Source organism: Thiomicrospira sp. R3 (assembly GCF_029581415.1).
Taxonomy (GTDB): domain Bacteria; phylum Pseudomonadota; class Gammaproteobacteria; order Thiomicrospirales; family Thiomicrospiraceae; genus Thiomicrospira.
On the sequence record NZ_CP121121.1, the window covers coordinates 1,395,579 to 1,414,216 of the forward strand.

The 18,638-nt window shown below is 44.3% G+C and carries 19 protein-coding genes and 1 other RNA gene; 17 read left to right on the plus strand and 3 right to left on the minus strand.

The genetic code is table 11. The features are described from left to right. The first annotated feature begins 42 nt into the window (after positions 1 to 42). The gene (gene pth / locus P8S55_RS07015) at positions 43 to 627 is read left to right on the plus strand and encodes an aminoacyl-tRNA hydrolase (protein ID WP_289223518.1); all 585 of its coding nucleotides are present in this window, start codon (positions 43 to 45) and stop codon (positions 625 to 627) included. 42 nt (positions 628 to 669) lie between these two features. Next, complete coding sequence (gene ychF / locus P8S55_RS07020; protein WP_289223519.1) at positions 670 to 1,761, plus strand: redox-regulated ATPase YchF; 1,092 nt, start codon at positions 670 to 672, stop codon at positions 1,759 to 1,761. Here ychF and P8S55_RS07025 read toward each other — a convergent pair. Next, the gene (locus P8S55_RS07025) at positions 1,751 to 2,188 is read right to left on the minus strand and encodes a GNAT family N-acetyltransferase (RefSeq protein WP_289223520.1); all 438 of its coding nucleotides are present in this window, start codon (positions 2,186 to 2,188) and stop codon (positions 1,751 to 1,753) included. The genes ychF and P8S55_RS07025 overlap by 11 nt on opposite strands. Here P8S55_RS07025 and P8S55_RS07030 point away from each other — a divergent pair. Further along, the gene (locus P8S55_RS07030) at positions 2,187 to 2,798 is read left to right on the plus strand and encodes a tRNA-uridine aminocarboxypropyltransferase (RefSeq protein ID WP_289223521.1); all 612 of its coding nucleotides are present in this window, start codon (positions 2,187 to 2,189) and stop codon (positions 2,796 to 2,798) included. The genes P8S55_RS07025 and P8S55_RS07030 overlap by 2 nt on opposite strands. A gap of 43 nt (positions 2,799 to 2,841) precedes the next feature. Here P8S55_RS07030 and P8S55_RS07035 read toward each other — a convergent pair whose 3' ends face one another. Continuing rightward, a complete protein-coding gene (locus P8S55_RS07035; protein WP_289223522.1) occupies positions 2,842 to 5,124 on the minus strand; it encodes an Rne/Rng family ribonuclease in 2,283 nt (760 codons plus the stop codon). 625 nt (positions 5,125 to 5,749) lie between these two features. Between P8S55_RS07035 and P8S55_RS07040 the strand changes: the two genes are divergently transcribed. Then, positions 5,750 to 6,694 carry an RluA family pseudouridine synthase gene (locus P8S55_RS07040; RefSeq protein WP_289223523.1) on the plus strand — a complete coding sequence of 315 codons (945 nt, stop codon included), beginning with the start codon at positions 5,750 to 5,752 and terminating at the stop codon, positions 6,692 to 6,694. After that, positions 6,684 to 7,340 (plus strand): HAD-IA family hydrolase, encoded by a 657-nt coding sequence (locus P8S55_RS07045; RefSeq protein WP_289223524.1) that lies wholly within the window; start codon positions 6,684 to 6,686, stop codon positions 7,338 to 7,340. The genes P8S55_RS07040 and P8S55_RS07045 overlap by 11 nt, the downstream gene beginning before the upstream one ends. Here P8S55_RS07045 and P8S55_RS07050 read toward each other — a convergent pair. Further along, positions 7,306 to 7,917: a Maf family protein gene (locus tag P8S55_RS07050; RefSeq protein WP_289223525.1), complete on the minus strand. Its 612-nt coding sequence runs from the start codon at positions 7,915 to 7,917 to the stop codon at positions 7,306 to 7,308. The two genes, P8S55_RS07045 and P8S55_RS07050, sit on opposite strands and share 35 nt — an antisense overlap. 76 nt (positions 7,918 to 7,993) lie before the next feature. On the opposite strand from P8S55_RS07050, the gene P8S55_RS07055 reads away from it, so the two are divergent. From P8S55_RS07055 to dnaX, 12 genes are all read left to right on the plus strand, one after another. Beyond that, on the plus strand, positions 7,994 to 8,509 hold the full coding sequence (locus P8S55_RS07055) for a YceD family protein (protein WP_289223526.1): 516 nt from the start codon (positions 7,994 to 7,996) through the stop codon (positions 8,507 to 8,509). 56 nt (positions 8,510 to 8,565) lie between these two features. Then, positions 8,566 to 8,742, plus strand: a complete 177-nt coding sequence (gene rpmF / locus P8S55_RS07060) for a 50S ribosomal protein L32 (RefSeq protein ID WP_289223527.1) — start codon at positions 8,566 to 8,568, stop codon at positions 8,740 to 8,742. A 6-nt stretch (positions 8,743 to 8,748) separates the two neighbouring features. Next, on the plus strand, positions 8,749 to 9,789 hold the full coding sequence (gene plsX / locus P8S55_RS07065; RefSeq protein ID WP_289223528.1) for a phosphate acyltransferase PlsX: 1,041 nt from the start codon (positions 8,749 to 8,751) through the stop codon (positions 9,787 to 9,789). Next, positions 9,789 to 10,766 (plus strand): beta-ketoacyl-ACP synthase III, encoded by a 978-nt coding sequence (locus tag P8S55_RS07070; protein WP_289223529.1) that lies wholly within the window; start codon positions 9,789 to 9,791, stop codon positions 10,764 to 10,766. The genes plsX and P8S55_RS07070 overlap by 1 nt, the downstream gene beginning before the upstream one ends. A gap of 10 nt (positions 10,767 to 10,776) precedes the next feature. Then, positions 10,777 to 11,709, plus strand: a complete 933-nt coding sequence (fabD, locus tag P8S55_RS07075) for an ACP S-malonyltransferase (protein ID WP_289223530.1) — start codon at positions 10,777 to 10,779, stop codon at positions 11,707 to 11,709. Between the two features lie 2 nt (positions 11,710 to 11,711). Continuing rightward, positions 11,712 to 12,452, plus strand: a complete 741-nt coding sequence (fabG, locus tag P8S55_RS07080) for a 3-oxoacyl-ACP reductase FabG (RefSeq protein WP_289223531.1) — start codon at positions 11,712 to 11,714, stop codon at positions 12,450 to 12,452. Positions 12,453 to 12,553: 101 nt separating this feature from the next. Further along, positions 12,554 to 12,790, plus strand: a complete 237-nt coding sequence (gene acpP / locus P8S55_RS07085) for an acyl carrier protein (protein ID WP_248851220.1) — start codon at positions 12,554 to 12,556, stop codon at positions 12,788 to 12,790. A gap of 107 nt (positions 12,791 to 12,897) precedes the next feature. Next, entirely contained in the window at positions 12,898 to 14,139 is a 1,242-nt protein-coding gene (gene fabF, locus P8S55_RS07090) for a beta-ketoacyl-ACP synthase II (protein WP_289223532.1), read from the plus strand. A gap of 14 nt (positions 14,140 to 14,153) precedes the next feature. Beyond that, complete coding sequence (locus P8S55_RS07095) at positions 14,154 to 15,512, plus strand: aminodeoxychorismate synthase component I (RefSeq protein WP_289223533.1); 1,359 nt, start codon at positions 14,154 to 14,156, stop codon at positions 15,510 to 15,512. Continuing rightward, the gene (gene pabC / locus P8S55_RS07100) at positions 15,513 to 16,382 is read left to right on the plus strand and encodes an aminodeoxychorismate lyase (protein ID WP_289223534.1); all 870 of its coding nucleotides are present in this window, start codon (positions 15,513 to 15,515) and stop codon (positions 16,380 to 16,382) included. Positions 16,383 to 16,463: 81 nt separating this feature from the next. Beyond that, an RNA gene (ffs, locus tag P8S55_RS07105) (signal recognition particle sRNA small type) lies at positions 16,464 to 16,560 on the plus strand. 123 nt (positions 16,561 to 16,683) lie between these two features. Then, positions 16,684 to 18,600, plus strand: a complete 1,917-nt coding sequence (gene dnaX, locus P8S55_RS07110; protein ID WP_289223535.1) for a DNA polymerase III subunit gamma/tau — start codon at positions 16,684 to 16,686, stop codon at positions 18,598 to 18,600. Positions 18,601 to 18,638: the final 38 nt, after the last annotated feature.

The window sequence follows — 18,638 nt, forward strand, 5'->3', positions numbered from 1 at the left end:
TTTAGCGACTCACTTTAGCGTTTAAAACAGGAACCCGCGTTTATGTCATCTGTTCAACTGATTGTCGGTCTGGGAAATCCAGGCGAACAATATGAGCAGACCCGACATAACGCGGGTTTTTGGTTTGTGGAGGAATTAGCGCGCCAACATCAAGTGGTATTTCGTCCAGAAACCAAATTTTTTGGTGAAGTAGCTAAAATTCAGCTCAGCAATAGCCAGGCCTGGTTACTTAAACCCGCAACATTTATGAATCGTTCAGGGCAGGCTATTTCTGCTTTGGCTAAGTTTTATCGTATTCAGCCTGAACAGATATTGGTTGCGCATGATGAGCTGGATTTGCCTGTTGGTGCGGCCAAGCTTAAAACAGGCGGCGGTCATGGCGGTCATAATGGGTTAAGGGATACCATCGCGGCCTTAAGTACCCCGAATTTTCATCGTTTGCGCCTGGGTATTGACCACCCAGGTGATCGTCATCAGGTGGTTAATTATGTGCTCAAAGCACCTTCTAAAACCGAGCGCGAGTTGATTGACGAGGCTATCTACCAGGCTTCCCGTGTTTTGCCCGAAATCTTAGCCGCTGATTGGGCGAAAGCGATGAATCAGCTGCACACAAAGCAGGTTAAGTAAAAGACCGAGCTCACTCAATTAATATGCAAAAAGGAATCTGTTATGGGAATTAAATGTGGCATCGTTGGTTTGCCTAATGTTGGAAAATCCACCCTGTTTAATGCATTAACCAATGCAGGTATCGAAGCACAGAACTATCCTTTTTGTACGATTGAACCGAATGTGGGTATCGTGCCGGTTCCTGATTACCGTCAAGATAAGTTAGCCGAAATTGTTAAGCCTCAGCGTGTTATGTCGGCGACGATGGAGTTTGTCGATATAGCAGGCCTGGTTGAAGGCGCATCCAAGGGTGAAGGCTTAGGCAATAAGTTTTTAGCCACGATTCGCGAAACCGATGCGATTGCTCAGGTGGTGCGTTGTTTTGAAAATGATGACATTGTTCATGTGTCTGGCAAGATATCGCCGTTAGATGACATTGAGGTGATTAACACGGAGTTGGTGTTAGCAGATATGGAGTCAATTGATAAAGCGATTCAGAAGGTGCAGAAGGTCGCTAAAAGCGGTAACAAAGAATCGGTGGCGCGTTTAGCGGTGCTGCAAAAGGTGTCGGCTGAAATTGCGGATGGCAAGCTGGTGCGTAATGTGGAATTAACACCAGAAGAAAAGGCTGAGCTGTATGATCTTCATTTGCTCACGATTAAGCCAATGATGTACATCGCCAATGTCAACGAAGATGGTTTTGAAAATAATTCTTTGCTGGATGCCGTTGAGAAGTTGGCTCAAGAGCAGGGGGCCGTGGTGGTGCCAGTGTGTGCGGCGATTGAATCTGAAATTGCCGAGTTGGACGATGGGGATAAGCTGGACTTCTTGCAGGGTATGGGTTTAGAAGAGCCTGGTTTGAATCGCGTGATCCGTGCAGGCTATAGTCTGTTAGGTTTGCAAACCTACTTCACTGCGGGCGTACAGGAGGTACGCGCTTGGACAATTAAGGTCGGTGCTACAGCACCCCAGGCCGCAGGCGTGATCCATACTGATTTCGAAAAAGGCTTTATCCGCGCGGAAGTTACCGCCTATGAAGACTATGTAAAATACAACGGTGAGCAGGGCGCGAAAGAAGTGGGTAAGTTGCGCCTAGAAGGTAAAGAATACATTGTTCAAGATGGTGATGTGATGCATTTTCGCTTTAACGTCTAGCTTTGTTTTTTAAGGCTAGGCTATAACCCCAGGCAGACAAGTGTGGTTTGCTTTTGAGGTACTGTTGGTATTTGTCTTTAAGTTTAGGTCTAATTTGATCTGCGCACAGCGGATAAAATCCAAGTCGCTGATAAAACGAGATTAGCTCAGGTTGTATAAACCCGATGCAATCCTCATTCAATTGTGTCAGTAAAAACCGAACCAAATTAGCGCCATAGCCTTTTTGCCGTTGGTTCGGATCAATATACAGTCCGCGCAACCAGGCCTGGTTGTCAAATGGGATGATTCTGGCCATGCCTATAAGTTTGTTTTGTTGCTTTGCGATATATACTCGCTCACTTTGTTGTGGTTGCGTTAGCTTTTGCTGCTTAATAAAGTGTTTGAGTGGGTATTTATCACCCGCGTCTAATAATGTGAAAGAAATCATGTCCTATCCTAAATCCAAGCGCCCTCAATGTGCAGTTTGTCAGCGACCCGTTAAAACTTGCATTTGTCATTTAGTAGCTCGAATAGCTACGCCAATTGAGCTGGCTATATTACAACACCCAAGTGAAGTTGGGCACCCTAAAGGTACGGCATGGTTGGCACATCAATGTTTGGTAGGGAGTCAGCTATTTGTTGGGGAACAGCTTGAAGACCTACCTGCTTTAGAAGCTTGGTTAGCTCAGGGTGATGCTTATTTACTCTATCCCATGCAAGCGGGTGACCTTGTTGAATCAATTTTTGCAAGTGCTTTATTGCCTCGAGTATCAAGTGAGCTAGCTAAGGCTAGGGTTTTAGTGTTAGATGGTACTTGGCGTAAAACCTATAAACTTTTGCAGTCTAACCCGACCTTACAGCGATTGCCTCGTATAACACTGCGCCAACCCTTTTCTTCAGGTTATCATATACGACAAGCACGGCGTGAGGATAGCTTGTCTACGCTGGAGTCGATCTATTGCCTGTTAAGGGAAATAGATGTTAAGGGTGATTATGCCGCATTGATCAACAGTTTTGAGGGATTTGTAGGCTTGTACCAAGGCTTTATCCAAAAATAAAAAAACCGACATGAACGTCGGTTTTTTTTGAGAAATACGCGAGTTAGTTATTGCGTGTTTCTGATTGGCTGCTAAAAGACTCCACTTGAGCTGGAGATGGAGTCGGTGCGGCGTTGTTCTCAAAATCATTTGCTATGCCGGCGATACTCATTGATTCAGCATCGCGTGGCGCGCGACGACGATTTAGTGAGCTACGGCTATTGTAGCGACTTCTCCGGCGACGTGGTTCACGCTGTTCATTAGTGTTGGTTTGCGTTGACTCGGCTTTATCCGTTGAATCTGACTTATTGATCACCGATTTGTTGACTGTTTCAGGTTGTTCGACGGGTTTGGTTTCTTGTTTTAAGTTTACGGGTTGCTTATTGTCAGGTTTTGACTTTGCTGGCTCGCGTCTTGATTCCCGATTATCATTGCGTTCAGAGCGTTGGTCATTCCGATCAGTTCGCGGTTCATTTCGTGCTTCAGGACGTGGTGCTCTTGAATCAGGTTTTTTTGCTTCAGCTCTAGGTGCTTCATTAGTATTTTGTTGATCTTCGTTACCGCGACGGCGACCATTTCCGCGGCGGCGACTATTATTGCCTTTTCGACTGGTGTGATCAGTTTCCTCATCACGTTTTTTAGTTTGAGGTGCTTGTTTTGTGTCTTCAGGTTGTTTGAATAACCAATTCCACAGTTTTACTAACAAGCCAGGTTCACTGACAGCTTGAACATTTGTGCTGACCGGAACGGGAGGAGGGGTCAAAGGTAAGGTATTTTTTAATGCCGGCTCTTCTTTATTGTGCTTGGTTGTTTCAAAGTTCGGTAATTCTTTTTCAATAACTGTTTTTACCTGATAGCTGGTTTCAATGGCATCATTTTCACCCACACGTGAGCGCTCAATGATGTATTGTGGCGTTTCTAGGTGTTCATTAGGTACAATTAAAATATGAAGATGGTAGCGGTCTTCGGTCTTAATAATTTGAGCACGTTTTTCGTTTAGTAAGAAGGTGGCTACATCTACAGGAAGTTGCACAGTAATTCGGCGTGTCCCCTCTTTCATGGCCTCTTCTTCGAGCAAGCGAAGTAATGACAAAGCCAAGGATTCTATGCCGCGAATCACGCCTACGCCTTTGCAGCGTGGGCAAACAATTTGGCTGGACTCTTCAATCGAAGGGCGTAAGCGTTGGCGAGACATTTCTAATAGACCAAAGCGTGAAATCTTACCTATTTGAACACGTGCGCGATCAGATTTAACCGCATCACGCATTTGATTTTCTAGCTCACGTTGATGGCGTGAGGAGTGCATGTCGATAAAATCAATAACAACTAAACCACCTAAGTCTCTCAAACGAAGTTGGCGAGCGATTTCAGTGGCAGCTTCCATATTGGTGTGAAAAGCGGTTTCTTCTATGTCTCCACCTTTGGTTGAGCGGCTAGAGTTAATATCAATTGCAGTTAGTGCTTCTGTAATGTCAATTACAATCACGCCACCAGACGGTAATACCACTTCGCGTTGGTAGGCGGACTCAATTTGAGATTCAATTTGAAAACGCGTAAAAAGAGGGATCTTATCCTGATAAGGTTTAACCTTGTTGACGTGCTGGGGCATGACCTGTTGAATAAAGTCGCGAGCACGGTAAAAGGTGTCCATGTCATCAATGAGTATTTCGCCAATATCTTGACGTAAATAATCACGAATAGCTAAGGTGACGATGTCGGACTCTTGGTGAATTAGGAAAGGCGCTGACTTTTCAGTCGCGGTTTGTTTAATTGCATCCCAAAGCTGAATGAGGTAGTTGATGCCCCACTGCAGTTCTTCTTGGCTTTTATCCACGCCAGCGGTTCTAACAATGAGTCCCATACTATCTGGGATATCAATACTTTTAAGTGTATCGCGAAGGCTGCTACGATCATCGCCATCTATCCGGCGAGAAATGCCGCCTGCTTTGGGGTTGTTGGGCATCATAACCACGTATGGCCCGGCTAAGGTTATTTGTGTTGTGAGTGCCGCCCCTTTGTTTCCACGTTCTTCTTTTTGAACTTGGATAATAATTTCTTGGCCTTCTTTTAAAACTTGGTTAATAGAGAGGTTATTGTCAGGTTGACCATTTGGGTAATACTCTTCAGCCACTTCTTTAAACGGTAGAAAACCGTGGCGGTCCGCACCATAGTCAACGAACGCAGCTTCTAGGCTTGGCTCAATACGAGTTACTAAGCCTTTATAAATATTTGCTTTTTTCTTTTTTTGTTGTGGGGTTTCTATGTCTAGGTCGTAAAGTGCTTGGCCATCAACCAGCGCGACCCGTAACTCTTCGGCTTGGGTAGCATTTATGAGCATTCTTTTCATGCTGTTCTCTTTGTAAGCTTGGGGGCTAAAATGTTTGCAGTAATAAAATAGCAGAAGAGATGAGGAGAAAGATCAAACCAGACTTCTTGTTAATCATGCACAAACCTAAAGCGCTTTGCTCTTAACTTTATGTACCGGTTAGAGTCTGTGATAAGCGTTATCTTTGGAAGGGCAATGTAACCTTTTTCTCGAGCTTAACCTTTTGTGCAGCGCTAAGCTCTTAGTCTAAAATGGTAACCTACGCCTAGGCTGGTTTCTCAGCTTTACTTGGTTAGGTACTACTTAAAATAGTGGGTTTTCTTTGCTCTGATCGCTAACTAACTTTTGCTTGTTTTTTTAACGTCTTACATCCTTGATTTTGGCTGCGTTAATCGTTTAAGTAGTCGTTAGGTTTCGTTTATTCTATTATTGTTTTTTAGTTTTTAGCCAGTTAATAAAAAAGTGTTTACTGCGCATTCAATGCGGAAAAATCTGTTTGCTGGCGTTTACATTAAATAAAACTTACCCAGCCTGCGCAATATAGCACCGCTTTATCTAAGGTGCAATCAGAAACGGAGTTAGATTTGTATATTTTAAAATGGCTTTCCGATAGAATGCGCCAAAAGGTTAGGTAAAGTGAGTTTTTATGTCAAATGTTAAGTTTTTAGAGGTAGGTTCTGAGGAAGTTGGTCAGCGCTTAGATAATTTTTTATTGAAGCATCTGCGTAAAGTGCCGAAAATGCTTGTTTACAGAATAATTCGCAAAGGCGAGGTTCGTGTGAACAAAGGGCGCGCTCAGCCTAGTCGTCGTTTAGAGTTAGGTGATATTGTACGTGTGCCTCCCGTTGCGATGGCTGAAGTGGGTGAAACGGTGATTCCTCCTAAAGCGCAAATGGATAAGATTGAAAGCCTGATTCTGTATGAGGATAATGACTTATTGGTCATTAATAAGCCTTCGGGTATGGCTGTGCATGGGGGGAGTGGGGTAAGCTGGGGTTTGGTTGAGCTAGTACGGAATTTACGTGAAGATGCGCGACGTGTTGAGCTGGTGCATCGGCTGGATCGCGATACATCGGGTGCTATTATTTTGGCAAAAAAAATGTCAGTTTTACGAAATTTGCATGAACAGATTCGTCAGGATCAGGTTGAAAAGCGTTACCTAACTCTGGTTGCAGGTCAGTGGCCGAAGGGGAAGCAAAAAGTTGATTTACCATTAATTAAGAATACTTTACGCTCTGGTGAGCGGATGGTGGATGTGTCGCCTGATGGCAAAGCCTGTTTAAGTTATTTTTTTATCCAGCAGCAGTTTGCCCAGGTCGCCTTAATGGAGGTTAGGCTGGTAACGGGACGTACTCATCAAATTCGCGTTCATGCTCGTGCGCAGGGTTGTCCTGTTGTTGGTGATGATAAGTATGGGTTTGATGAAATTAACAAGCAATTTAAAGCGTTGGGCATGGCGCGCTTAGCCTTGCATGCGAAGCGTTTGGTCTTTACACATCCTTTAACTAATAAACAGATTGAGATTGAGGCCCCGTTATTTAACGACTTTACACGAACGATAAAAACATTGGAGCAGGCAAGTGGCAAGTAGGTTTAAGGTAGTTATTTTTGATTGGGATGGTACTTTGATGAACTCAGAAGCCCGTATTGTCTCAGCGATTCAAGTCGCAGCCAAACGTTGTGGTTTGCCGGTTCTAAGCGCGCATCAATCTAAGCAAATAATTGGTTTAAGTTTAGACAGGGCAATAGGTCAGCTATACCCACAGGCGAAATCGAGCCAGGTAGCAGAAATGGCAAAAGCTTATACTCAGCATTTTTTGTATGAGTCTGAGGTTGAAATGCAGGCATACGAAGGTGCGGTTGAGCTGCTTGTTTCATTAAGGCAAGCGGGATATTTGTTGGCAGTAGCAACGGGAAAGAGTCGTAAGGGTTTGGATTTGGTGTTACAGAAGTCAGGATTTGGTGAATATTTTGATATTACACGTACGCCCATTGAGTCGGCCTCAAAGCCTGATCCGCTAATGCTAAACCAGATACTAATGCACTTAAGTTTAAAAGCGGATCAAGCGCTAATGGTGGGTGATACTACCTTTGATATGCAAATGGCGCAATCAATAGCGATGCCCAGGGTGGCAATGAGTCATGGTGTGCATGAACTTGAGCGTTTGCAGACCTTTAAGCCACTGGCTAGTTTTGATCACCTTAATGAGCTGCAGGCCTGGTTATTGGAAGATTAATGCCTAACTGCCCAAGTAGGTTGGTAAGTTGAATAAGTGGCAAACCAATTAACGCATTAGGGTCGAGTGTTTCGATACGTTCTAATAGGCAAACACCTAATCCTTCTGATTTAAAGCTACCCGCACAGTCATAAGGTTTTTCAGCCATTAGGTAGTTGTGAATCTGCGTATCGCTAAGTTGGCGAAAAGTAACAAGGGTGGTATCCATCGCATTTAAGTAGATTTTTTCAATGGGATTGTAAACAACAAGGCCCGTATAAAACTTAATGCATTGGCCTGATTGGGCTTTGAGCTGGTCAAAAGCAGCTTGATAGTTGCCTGCTTTTCCTAATGCTTTTCCGTTTAAACTAGCTGTTTGATCAGAGGCAATGATAATGGCATTTGGATGGCCTGAGCTCACCGCTTGTGCTTTGCTAAGTGATAACCTGGCTACCATTTGCTCAATCGATTCATTCGGCTGTCTTGATTCGTCGATTTGGGGTGCTAAGCTATTAAATTCTATACCCAATTTATGCAAAAGTTGTTGACGAAATCGGGAGCTAGAAGCAAGGATAATAGGTATATTACTTGTCATCATCAGTGTGGTTCCACAATACATAAAAAGATGCGTAAAATTTTGACAGAAATCAATTCTCGGGGTATGATTCGCGGCTATGTTTGAAAAAATTCCAGATTTAATTGATCCCGTTCAGTGTGCTGAACATAATAGGCGCTTTAATGCAGCTGTCAAGCAATCTGATTTAAAACGACTGCGCCAGCAGTTGGTAAGCTCAGATGAAATGATAGTGGTGGATTTAGCGTTTAAACGCCATCCCAAATTAAAAGCGCCTATGTTTACCTTACAGGTTAAAACAAGACTCTGTCTTGAGTGTCAGCGCAGTCTTCAGCCGTTTTGGTATGAAGTTGATTCTGAGATATCAGGCGTTTATTTGCCTAGCTTAGCATTGGCTGAAGGCTTGGATGAAGAGGTTGAGGTTTATGCACTGCCTGAGGGTAAAATCTCGACCTATGAGTTAATAGAAGAGGAAGTCTTGTTGGCGATACCTATGGTTCCCAGACAAGACAAGGAAATATTGACATGGCAAGCAGATAGCCTTGGGGATGAGTCAGAAGCGGTTCATGAAGACAAGCCAAATCCGTTTGCTATGTTGCAAAAATTGAGAACTTAATTAGGTCAAATTTGACCGAAACTGTTTATTTAGCGTATTTATTTAGGAGAAATTACATGGCTGTTCAGCAGAATAAAAAATCACCATCAAAGCGTGGCATGCGTCGCTCACATGACGGTTTAACAACAGTGGCTATCACGGTTGATGCAACAACGGGTGAAATTCACCGTCGTCATCATGTAACCGCAGATGGTTACTACAAAGGCAAGAAAGTAATTCAAGACAAGGCTTAATTTACCTTGAAAATTACACTGTCTATCGATGCAATGGGCGGTGACCACGGTGTAAAGGTCACTGTTCCTGCAGTGATTGAAGCAATTAACACCTTTGATGACCTGCACATTATTCTTGTTGGAGACGAGTCTGCTCTTCAGCAGGGTCTTAATGGTGCTCATTTCAAATCTGAGCGCTTATCTATTCATCATGCTGAACAGATTGTTGAGATGAATGAATTGCCTTCCAATGCATTGCGTAATAAGAAAAATTCATCGATGCGTTTAGCTTTGAATTTGGTCAAGCAAGATGAGGCTCAAGCCTGTGTCAGTGCCGGCAATACGGGCGCGCTGATGGCCATTTCGAAATTTGTTTTAAAAACCTTGCCAGGTATTTATCGTCCCGCTATTTGCACATCCATGCCAACAATAAAAGGCCATGTCTATATGCTAGACTTGGGCGCTAACGTTGGGGCGGATGGTGAGAGCCTTGCTCAGTTCGCGATTATGGGCTCGGTTTTAGCAAGCTCACTGGATGGAAACCCTAATCCAACGGTTGGTTTGTTGAATATTGGTGAGGAAGAAATGAAGGGCCATGATCGTATAAAACTGGCCCAACAAATTCTTCGTCAAACATCAATAAACTATAAAGGCTATGTAGAGGGTGATGACATTTATCATGGCAAGGTTGATGTGGTTGCATGTGATGGTTTTGATGGGAATATCGCCCTCAAGGCTTCTGAGGGTGTAGCCAAAATGATCTCTTTTTATCTTAAACAAGCATTTACCCGAAACCTATTTACCAAATTAATTGGTTTGATTGCGTTGCCTGTACTTAAGTCATTCAAAGAGAAAGTAGATCCACGACGCTATAACGGAGCTTCTTTTTTAGGTTTGCAAAAAATCGTTATCAAAAGTCATGGAGGTGCAGATAGTTTCGCCTTTTACCATGCAATAAAACAAGCACGCTTAGCTGTGATTAATAAGGTGCCTGAGCGTATTGAATCCAAGGTATCAGAGTTGCTTGAATCACAATGTGAGCCCCAGTTTAAAGAAGAACGGGTCTAATGTCAGATAAAGTTTATAGTCGAATTATGGGTACCGGACGTTATTTGCCGGAAAAGATACTAACCAATCATGATCTAGAAGCCATGGTAGAAACCAGCGATCAATGGATTCGAGAACGTACAGGCATAGAGCAGCGTCACATTGCTGCTGAAGGCCAAACAACCTGTGATTTAGCCGAGCATGCTGCTCGTAATGCGATAGAAATGGCGGGTATTGATCCAAAAACAATAGATCTTATCGTATTTGCTACCACCACACCTGATAAGGTTTTTCCGAGTACGGCATGTTTGTTACAACAGCGTTTAGGCATTCGCGGTTGTCCAGCGTTTGATATTCAAGCGGTTTGTACTGGATTCGTTTATGCGGTCAGTGTAGCTGATCAATTTATAAAAACCGGCATGGCAAAACGGGTGTTAGTGGTAGGGGCGGAAACGCTTTCAAGAATTACCAATTGGCAAGACAGAACCACTTGTATTTTATTTGGTGATGGTGCGGGGGCTGTATTATTCGAAGCATCCACGGAGCCAGGAATTTTATCTACCCATATTCATGCTGATGGTCAATATGAGGAGCTTTTGCATGTTCCATCAGGCCCATCAAAGCTAGCGCTTACTGATGATGTTGCTGAAAGAACCATGTCAATGAAAGGCAATGAAGTCTTTAAGGTCGCGGTTAATACCCTGAGCCGTATTGCTAACGAAACCCTTGAGGCAAACAATATGACAAAGGATCAGATCGACTGGTTGGTTCCTCATCAAGCAAATTTACGCATTATCACTGCAACGGCTAAAAAACTTGGCCTATCCGAAGATCAAGTTGTAGTCACAGTGAATAAACATGCAAATACCTCAAGTGCTTCTGTGCCTATGGCTTTAGACGAAGCTGTCCGTGATGGCCGAATTCAGCGCGGACAGACTGTGTTGATGGAGGCTTTTGGCGGCGGATTTACTTGGGGTTCAGCCTTAATTAGGTATTGAAGGAATGTTAATGAAGACAGCATTTATTTTTCCAGGTCAAGGTTCCCAGTCAGTAGGAATGTTGTCTGACTTGGCGCAATCTCACTCTGTTGTTGCGCAAGTATTTTCAGATGCATCGGCTGTATTGGGTTATGATCTATGGCAAGTTGTTCAGCAAGGTCCAGATGCACAATTAAACCAAACATCTATTACACAGCCTGCGATGTTAGCCGCAGGTATAGCTGTCTATCGTGCACTTCAACAGGTAAAGCCGGGAGTAGTTCCAAGTTTTATGGCCGGTCATTCGCTGGGTGAATATACTGCATTGGTAGCGGCAGGTGTAATGACATTAGAACAGGGCGTTGCTTTAGTGGCTGAGCGCGGACGTCTGATGCAGCAAGCGGTTCCTGCAGGAGAGGGCGCAATGGCAGCGATCTTAGGTCTAGAGGATGAGCAAGTGGTTGAGTTATGTCAATTGTCTTGTGGTGACCAAGTCGTCGAAGCGGTTAATTTTAATACGCCTGGCCAGGTGGTCATAGCGGGTAATAAAGTAGCGGTTGATCGTGCGATGAAATTAGCTGAAGAAAAAGGGGCGAAAAAAGTCGTGGCCCTTGCCGTAAGTGTTCCCTCACATTGTGCGTTGATGAAGCCGGCAGCCGATCAGTTGGCACAAGCCTTATCTTCTATGACCTTTGCCAAGCCGAACATACCCGTATTGCATAATGTTAGCGTTGAAGCCTATGATGACGCGAAGCAAATTAAAGCGGCGTTGGTTGCACAACTTTATCGTCCCGTTCAGTGGGTTAAAACTATTGAATGCATGAAGTCCAATGGCGTAGAAAAACTTTATGAGTTAGGTCCGGGTAAAGTGCTGGCGGGTCTAAATCGACGGATTGATCGTCGCATGACGATTGAAACTATTTTTGACTCTGCTACCTTAAGCAATCTTAGTAAAGAGGACTAACCATGTTAACAGGTAAAATCGCATTAGTAACGGGCGCAAGTCGAGGAATTGGCAAAGCGATTGCTCTGGATTTAATCGCTAATGGCGCAACAGTGATTGGCACAGCGACATCAGAATCAGGTGCACAAGCTATTAGTGCTTATATTGAGTCTGCCGGTGGAAAGGGTAGAGGTCTGGCATTAAATGTGACTGAGCCACAGCAAATTACGGATTTAATGGAACAAGTGTCTCAAGAGTTTGGTACGCCGACTATTCTAGTTAATAATGCGGGTATTACACGCGATAATCTATTGATGCGAATGAAAGATGATGAATGGGACGATATTATCCAGACCAATTTAAGTTCGGTCTATCGTATGTCTAAAGCTTGCTTGCGTGGAATGATGAAAGCAAAACAAGGGCGTATTATCAATATTGCGTCTGTGGTTGGTGTAATGGGGAATGCAGGTCAAACGAATTATGGCGCAGCAAAAGCAGGGATTATAGGATTTGCCAAATCTTTAGCCCGTGAAGTCGGTTCACGAGGTATTACAGTGAATACGGTCGCGCCAGGTTTTATTGATACGGACATGACAAAAAACTTACCTGAAGAGCAGCGTACTGCGCTAACTCAGCAAATCCCTTTAGCACGTCTAGGGCAGCCAGAAGACATCGCTAAAGCAGTGACATTCCTAGCGTCTGAGGGGGGGGCTTACATTACGGGTCAGACAATTAATGTCAACGGTGGCATGGTTATGATTTAACTTGCGATGGTTGTAAGTTAAATAAAGCTTGAAAAAAAGGTGCACTAGGTGCAAAATAACCCAAAATTTTTAATCACAATAAATAGAGTTGGAGACAGTCCATGAGCAGTATTGAAGATCGCGTTAAAAAAATCGTTGTTGAGCAGCTTGGTGTTGAAGAAGCGCAAGTAACGCCCGATGCGTCTTTTATTGACGATTTAGGTGCAGATTCACTTGATACAGTTGAACTTGTAATGGCATTAGAAGAAGAATTTGATTGCGAAATTCCTGATGAAGAAGCGGAGAAAATCTCTACTTTGGCTCAGGCAGTTTCTTACATCAATGCAAACTTGGAATAATTCCGCCGCTTGTATCGAAAAAAGCCGTTTTAACGGCTTTTTTTTTACCTCAGCTTTTTTAAAATCGTCTAAACTATTGTTTTTGGTCACCCTGTAGGAGAATCACCTTGTCTAAGCGTCGTGTTGTCATTACCGGTTTGGGTTTACTGACCCCTGTCGGTTTAAATGTTGCCCAAACTTGGCAGAATATTAAAGCAGGAAAAAGTGGTGTTGCGCCGATTACTAAATTTGATACTGAAACATTTTCAGTGAAGTTTGCGGGCATGATGCCTGATTTTGATGTGACTGAATACATAACACCAAAAGAAGCTAAAAAAATGGATCCTTTTATCCATTATGGCATTGCAGTAGGGATTCAAGCATTTCAGGACGCGGGTTTAGAGGTGACTGAAGAAAATGCTACACGCATTGGTGTGTCAATAGGTTCAGGTATTGGTGGGATTGGCACCATTGAGGCGCAACATGGTGTTTATCAAGCCTATGGGCCGCGTAAGGTATCGCCGTTTTTTGTGCCAAGTGCGATTATCAATATGATTTCAGGCCATGTGTCGATTAAGTTTGGGCTTAAGGGGCCTAACTTAGCCTTAGTGACCGCCTGTGCAACTGGAACGCATAGTATTGGTGATGCGGCGCGCTTGATTGAATATGGTGATGCAGATGTAATGATTGCGGGTGGAGCAGAATATGCCACCACTGAGCTAGGGCTAGCTGGCTTTGCAGCGGCACGTGCTTTATCGACACGTAACGACAGCCCTCAAGCGGCAAGCCGTCCTTGGGATACGGACCGTGATGGCTTTGTGTTGGCAGATGGCGCGGGTGCAGTAGTCTTAGAGGAATATGAGCATGCAAAAGCGCGCGGCGCTAAGATTTATGGTGAAGTGCTTGGTTTTGGTATGAGTGGTGATGCTTATCATATGACTTTGCCTGCACAGGGCGGTGCGGGTGCTGTACGCTGTATGGAGTTAGCGCTGCATAATGCCCAATTGGATAAAACGAGAATTGGTTATATTAATGCGCATGGCACCTCAACCCCTGCGGGTGATGTGTGTGAAAATGCAGCGGTTAAAACTGTTTTTGGTGACCATGCCTATAAGCTTGCAATGAGCTCAACCAAGTCGATGATTGGACACGCATTGGGTGCGGCAGGTGCGATTGAGGCGATATTAACAACCTTGGCACTTCAGGACCAAGTTTTACCTCCGACCATTAACCTTGATAATCCGGCCGAAGGCTGTGATTTAGACTATGTGGCGCATGAAGCGCGTGATGCGCAGTTTGACTATGCATTATCTAATTCGTTTGGGTTTGGTGGCACGAACGCTAGTTTAGTCATCGGTCGCGTTAAATAGTCGAAAATAAACCTATGTCTTCATTATCCAACGCAGGGTTGTGTGTAGTGCGCCAACCCTTGCAGTCTGTCGATTTATCCCGATTAGCTGAGTTGCATCCGCAACGTTATCCCCATTTATTAGAAAGTGTGGCTCAGGGGCAGTTAGGGCATTTCGATATTTTATTTGCGTTTGCGCAATCGCGGCTGGTGTTGAATGACCTAAGCCAAGCACAGGTTTTTATTGATGACTTTCAAAGTCAGCTGAAACACAACCAGGCCTGCATGGACAACTCGTCTAACCTTCCATTTTATGGCGGCTGGTTTGTCTACTTTGGTTACGAGTATGCGGGCGTTATCGAGCCTTCATTACATTTAGCAACATCTAAGTTACCCTTGGCTGTATTACAGCGATTCCCCGCCGCGATTATCGTTGATCACCATCAGCAGGAAGTGTGTTTTGTAGCTGAATCTGAATTTGAAGATTGCATAACACAAATGCAAATGGATTATGCACAGCAGGTTGGTCAGTTCGATGCGCAATCTATTGTCATTAAAACATTGATAGAAGAGCCGCCTCTGCATTATATTGAGGGTGTCAACCGAATTAAAGATTATATTCTTGCCGGTGATGTTTTTCAGGTTAACTTATCACGCTTATGGCAGCTTCATTTAGAAACGCTGGCGAATCCTTCGCAAACAGCCAGTGGGGTATATCGCCAATTACGTCAACATAACCCGGCGCCTTTTGCTGGTTTAGTGCAGCTTGATGAAGGGGTAATTATCAGTTCATCGCCTGAACGCTTGGTGCGTTATCAGGTGCCCTGGGTTGATACGCGGCCCATTGCGGGCACACGTAAGCGTAGTGATAACCATCAAGAAGATTTGGCACTGATTGATGAGCTGATTCAGCACCCCAAAGAGCGAGCCGAGCATATTATGTTGATTGACCTTGAACGAAATGATTTGGGGCGAATTTGCAAACCGGGTAGCGTTGAGGTGAACGAGCTAATGGTTGTCGAGACGTATCAACATGTTCACCATATTGTTTCAAATGTTCGTGGTCAACTTGCCACGGATAAAAGCCCGTTGGACATCATTCATGCGCTGTTTCCAGGAGGCACGATTACCGGTTGCCCCAAAATTCGCTGTATGGAAATTATCGCTGAACTTGAGACGGGGCCGCGTGAAGCCTATACCGGTTCGGTGGGGTATATTAATCGTGATGGTTCAATGGACACCAATATTTTAATTCGTAGTTTTGTTTTGCAAGCTGATAAATTAAGTTTCCGAGCGGGTGCGGGGATTGTTGCTGATTCGGATGCGGAATTTGAACTTGAAGAAACCCGACATAAAGCTAAGGGTTTATTGCGTGCGCTGGGTCTGGTTGGTTAAATGATTCACCAGGCCTGGTTAAATGGTCACGCCTGTTCTGATTTGCTGGTGGAAGATCGAGGTCTGATGTATGGCGATGGTTTTTTTACTACTATTCTCTGTTACCAGCAGGTTTTGACAAACTGGCCTGCACATTGGCGACGATTACAGACCAGTGCTCAGCGTTTAGGCTTTCCTGAGCTTAACGAAGCAGAGTTGTTAGCTCAGTTATCCTCTGCTGTTTTAGTTTCACCTGAAATATCAGTGATTAAATTAGTGATTACGCGTGGAAAAGGCACAGGTTATGCGCCACCGAATGCATTGGAGTTTAAAGATTTAAGTCTTATTATTCAGTTGTCTTCTGCTCCACAGGGTGTATGGGCCAAGACTAGGTCGCCTGTAACCCAGCAGGTTGTTCAGCCGGGACTGCAGCTTATTGTTTGTCAAACGCCAGTGAGTTTGAATGCTGCCTTAGCGGGAATAAAACACCTTAACCGTTTAGATAATGTATTGGCCCGTGCCGAAGTGGTCAAAGCAGGTGTTGATGAAGGCTTGATGCTTGATAGCGACAACACTGTTATTTGCGGTACACAAAGCAATTTGGTTTTAGTTAAAGCAAACAAGTTGCTGACACCCCTGCTTGATCAAGCAGGGGTGAGCGGCACCTGCTTGACTAGTTTGCCTCTAGTATTAAGCCAGGCGGGCTTGGCTTATAATTGGCAACAGACACGCATCCGTTTAGAGGACTTGGGCGATGCGGACGCACTGTTTATGTGTAATGCGGTTCGGGGTGTACAGGCTGTTGGGCGATTTAGGGATAAAAATTATGACCTAGATGTGATCCAACCCATTAACCAGGCCTGGTGGCAGTATTTAATAGCCAAACAGTGAAGTCTGTTGAATTTTGATTGGATCATAGCAACTATATTCTGTTACAATGCACAGCTAGCAACACTTTCATTATGGTAGCGTTATTCGTCCCCTCGCGACGCTAAGTTAGGAACCCCGCCAGGTCCGGAAGGAAGCAACGGTACTTTCTGATGCGTGCGCCGAGGTAAGGCGGGTCGCGCTGCCACCTCACATGAATCTAGCTTAATTCTTGTTTTTATCTTGTGTTCCGTTTTCTATTCATCTCAATCTAAGTTAAAATCTAAGCTTTATTCCATCTGAATAGTAAATCAGGGATCTGTCTGTGCGTTATACCGTATTAGCCCGGAAGTGGCGACCGAAAAACTTTAGCGAACTAGTTGGGCAAACCCATGTCATGCAGGCCTTATCCAATGCGCTTGACTCGCAGCGATTACACCACGCTTATTTATTTACCGGTACACGGGGCGTGGGTAAGACTACTATTGCGCGTATTTTTGCCAAGGCATTGAATTGTGAACAAGGAATTAGTTCAACCCCCTGTGGTGTGTGTTCGGTTTGTCAGTCGGTCAATGAAGGGCGGTTTGTTGATTTAATTGAGATTGATGCGGCTTCAAGAACCAAGGTTGAGGATACACGTGAGATTTTAGACAATGTGCAGTATGCGCCGACTCAGGGGCGTTATAAGGTCTATCTGATCGATGAAGTTCATATGCTGTCTAAAAGCAGTTTTAATGCGTTATTGAAGACGCTGGAGGAACCCCCTGAGCATGTAAAGTTTTTGCTGGCTACCACCGACCCGCATAAACTACCCATCACTGTATTGTCGCGCTGTCTGCAATTTAATTTATTACGTTTGACGACGTTGCAAATTCAGCAGCATCTCGTGATGATTCTTCAGCAAGAAGGCTTGGAGTTTGAGCCGAATGCTTTAGCGCTTATTGCGAAAAGTGCGGATGGTTCAGTTCGAGATGCGCTGAGTTTATTGGACCAGGCCATTGCCTATTGCGGGGGTGAGATCAGGTTTGAGGCAGTGCAGTCAATGCTTGGCTTAGTGGATCAAGGTATTGTGCAAGCGATATTGCAAGCCTTGGCGGAAGACTCAGCAGAACAAATCAAACAGGTTTTACTCACCTTATCGAGTTTGGGTGTGGATTACAATGCGTTGTTAAGTCAGTTATTAGAGACCTTGCATCAAGTATGTCAAAGTCAAATTTTGGGTGAACTACTCGACGAGGGCTTGTTAGCGCCAGATGTTTTAACTGACTTAGCGCAACGGCTTTCAGCGGAGCAGGTTCAAATTTATTACCAAATCGGGCTTTTAGCGCGTCAGGATATCAACTTAGCACCGGACATTCGGATTGGTTTTGAAATGAGTTTATTACGGATGTTGGCATTTAATCCAGTTAATATGCTATCCAATGCTCAAGAGGTCGTGACGGTCAGTCGGCACGAAAAAAAAACACCAACACACGTAACTGATTTACTAAAACAAGCTAAAGATACGCTTAGTACAGCCCAAAACACCCAAAACATCCAAAATAATAGGGTCGTGAAACCGAGTAGCTCTGAAAAGATGGTGTCCACTAGCCCAAATACACTGACGGCAAACCCTGCGGCGGCTGATTTAAGTTTTTTCCCCGATTTACAGGCGCGTTTTCAAGATTCTGCAGCAGTGTCAGCAACAGAGCCAGAACCATGCGTTGCGTTTGACCAAGCGATGGCTTTTCCCGAATCGCCAGCTCCAGCCCAACCCAGTGCGTTTGAAGAAACGCATGGTGAAGCCCTGTCTGATAACCAGGATAGGTTCATCAATCCCCCTGCAAATGACGCTGTTGAGCTACCGAATCTAGCGCAGCCCAAGCCGATTGAAGTGTGGGCTCAGATGATTGAGCAAGTCGGTCCTGAAGGTATGGCCTTAGAATTGGCTCGTCGCTCTATTTTAATGGATTATAATAACCAGGCCTGGTGGCTGAGTGTATCGCCTGCGTATTTAATGGCGAAAACAGAGGTCGCACAAGCCCGTTTGCTTGAAGCGGCACGTCATTATTTTGGTCAAGCGTTTGTTATTCATTTTGTTGAGTATTCAGGCGAACACTGTACCCCTGATGACTATGAGCAAGTACAGAAAAAACAGCACCATCAGGATGCCATACAGGCAATAAAACAAGATCCAAATACGCAAATTATTCAAGATACATTGAATATGCAGTTATTAGAAAAAACAATCCAACCTGTTTGAGACCTTTTTACTCATGCCTTAGGTTTGAGTAGAGGTCT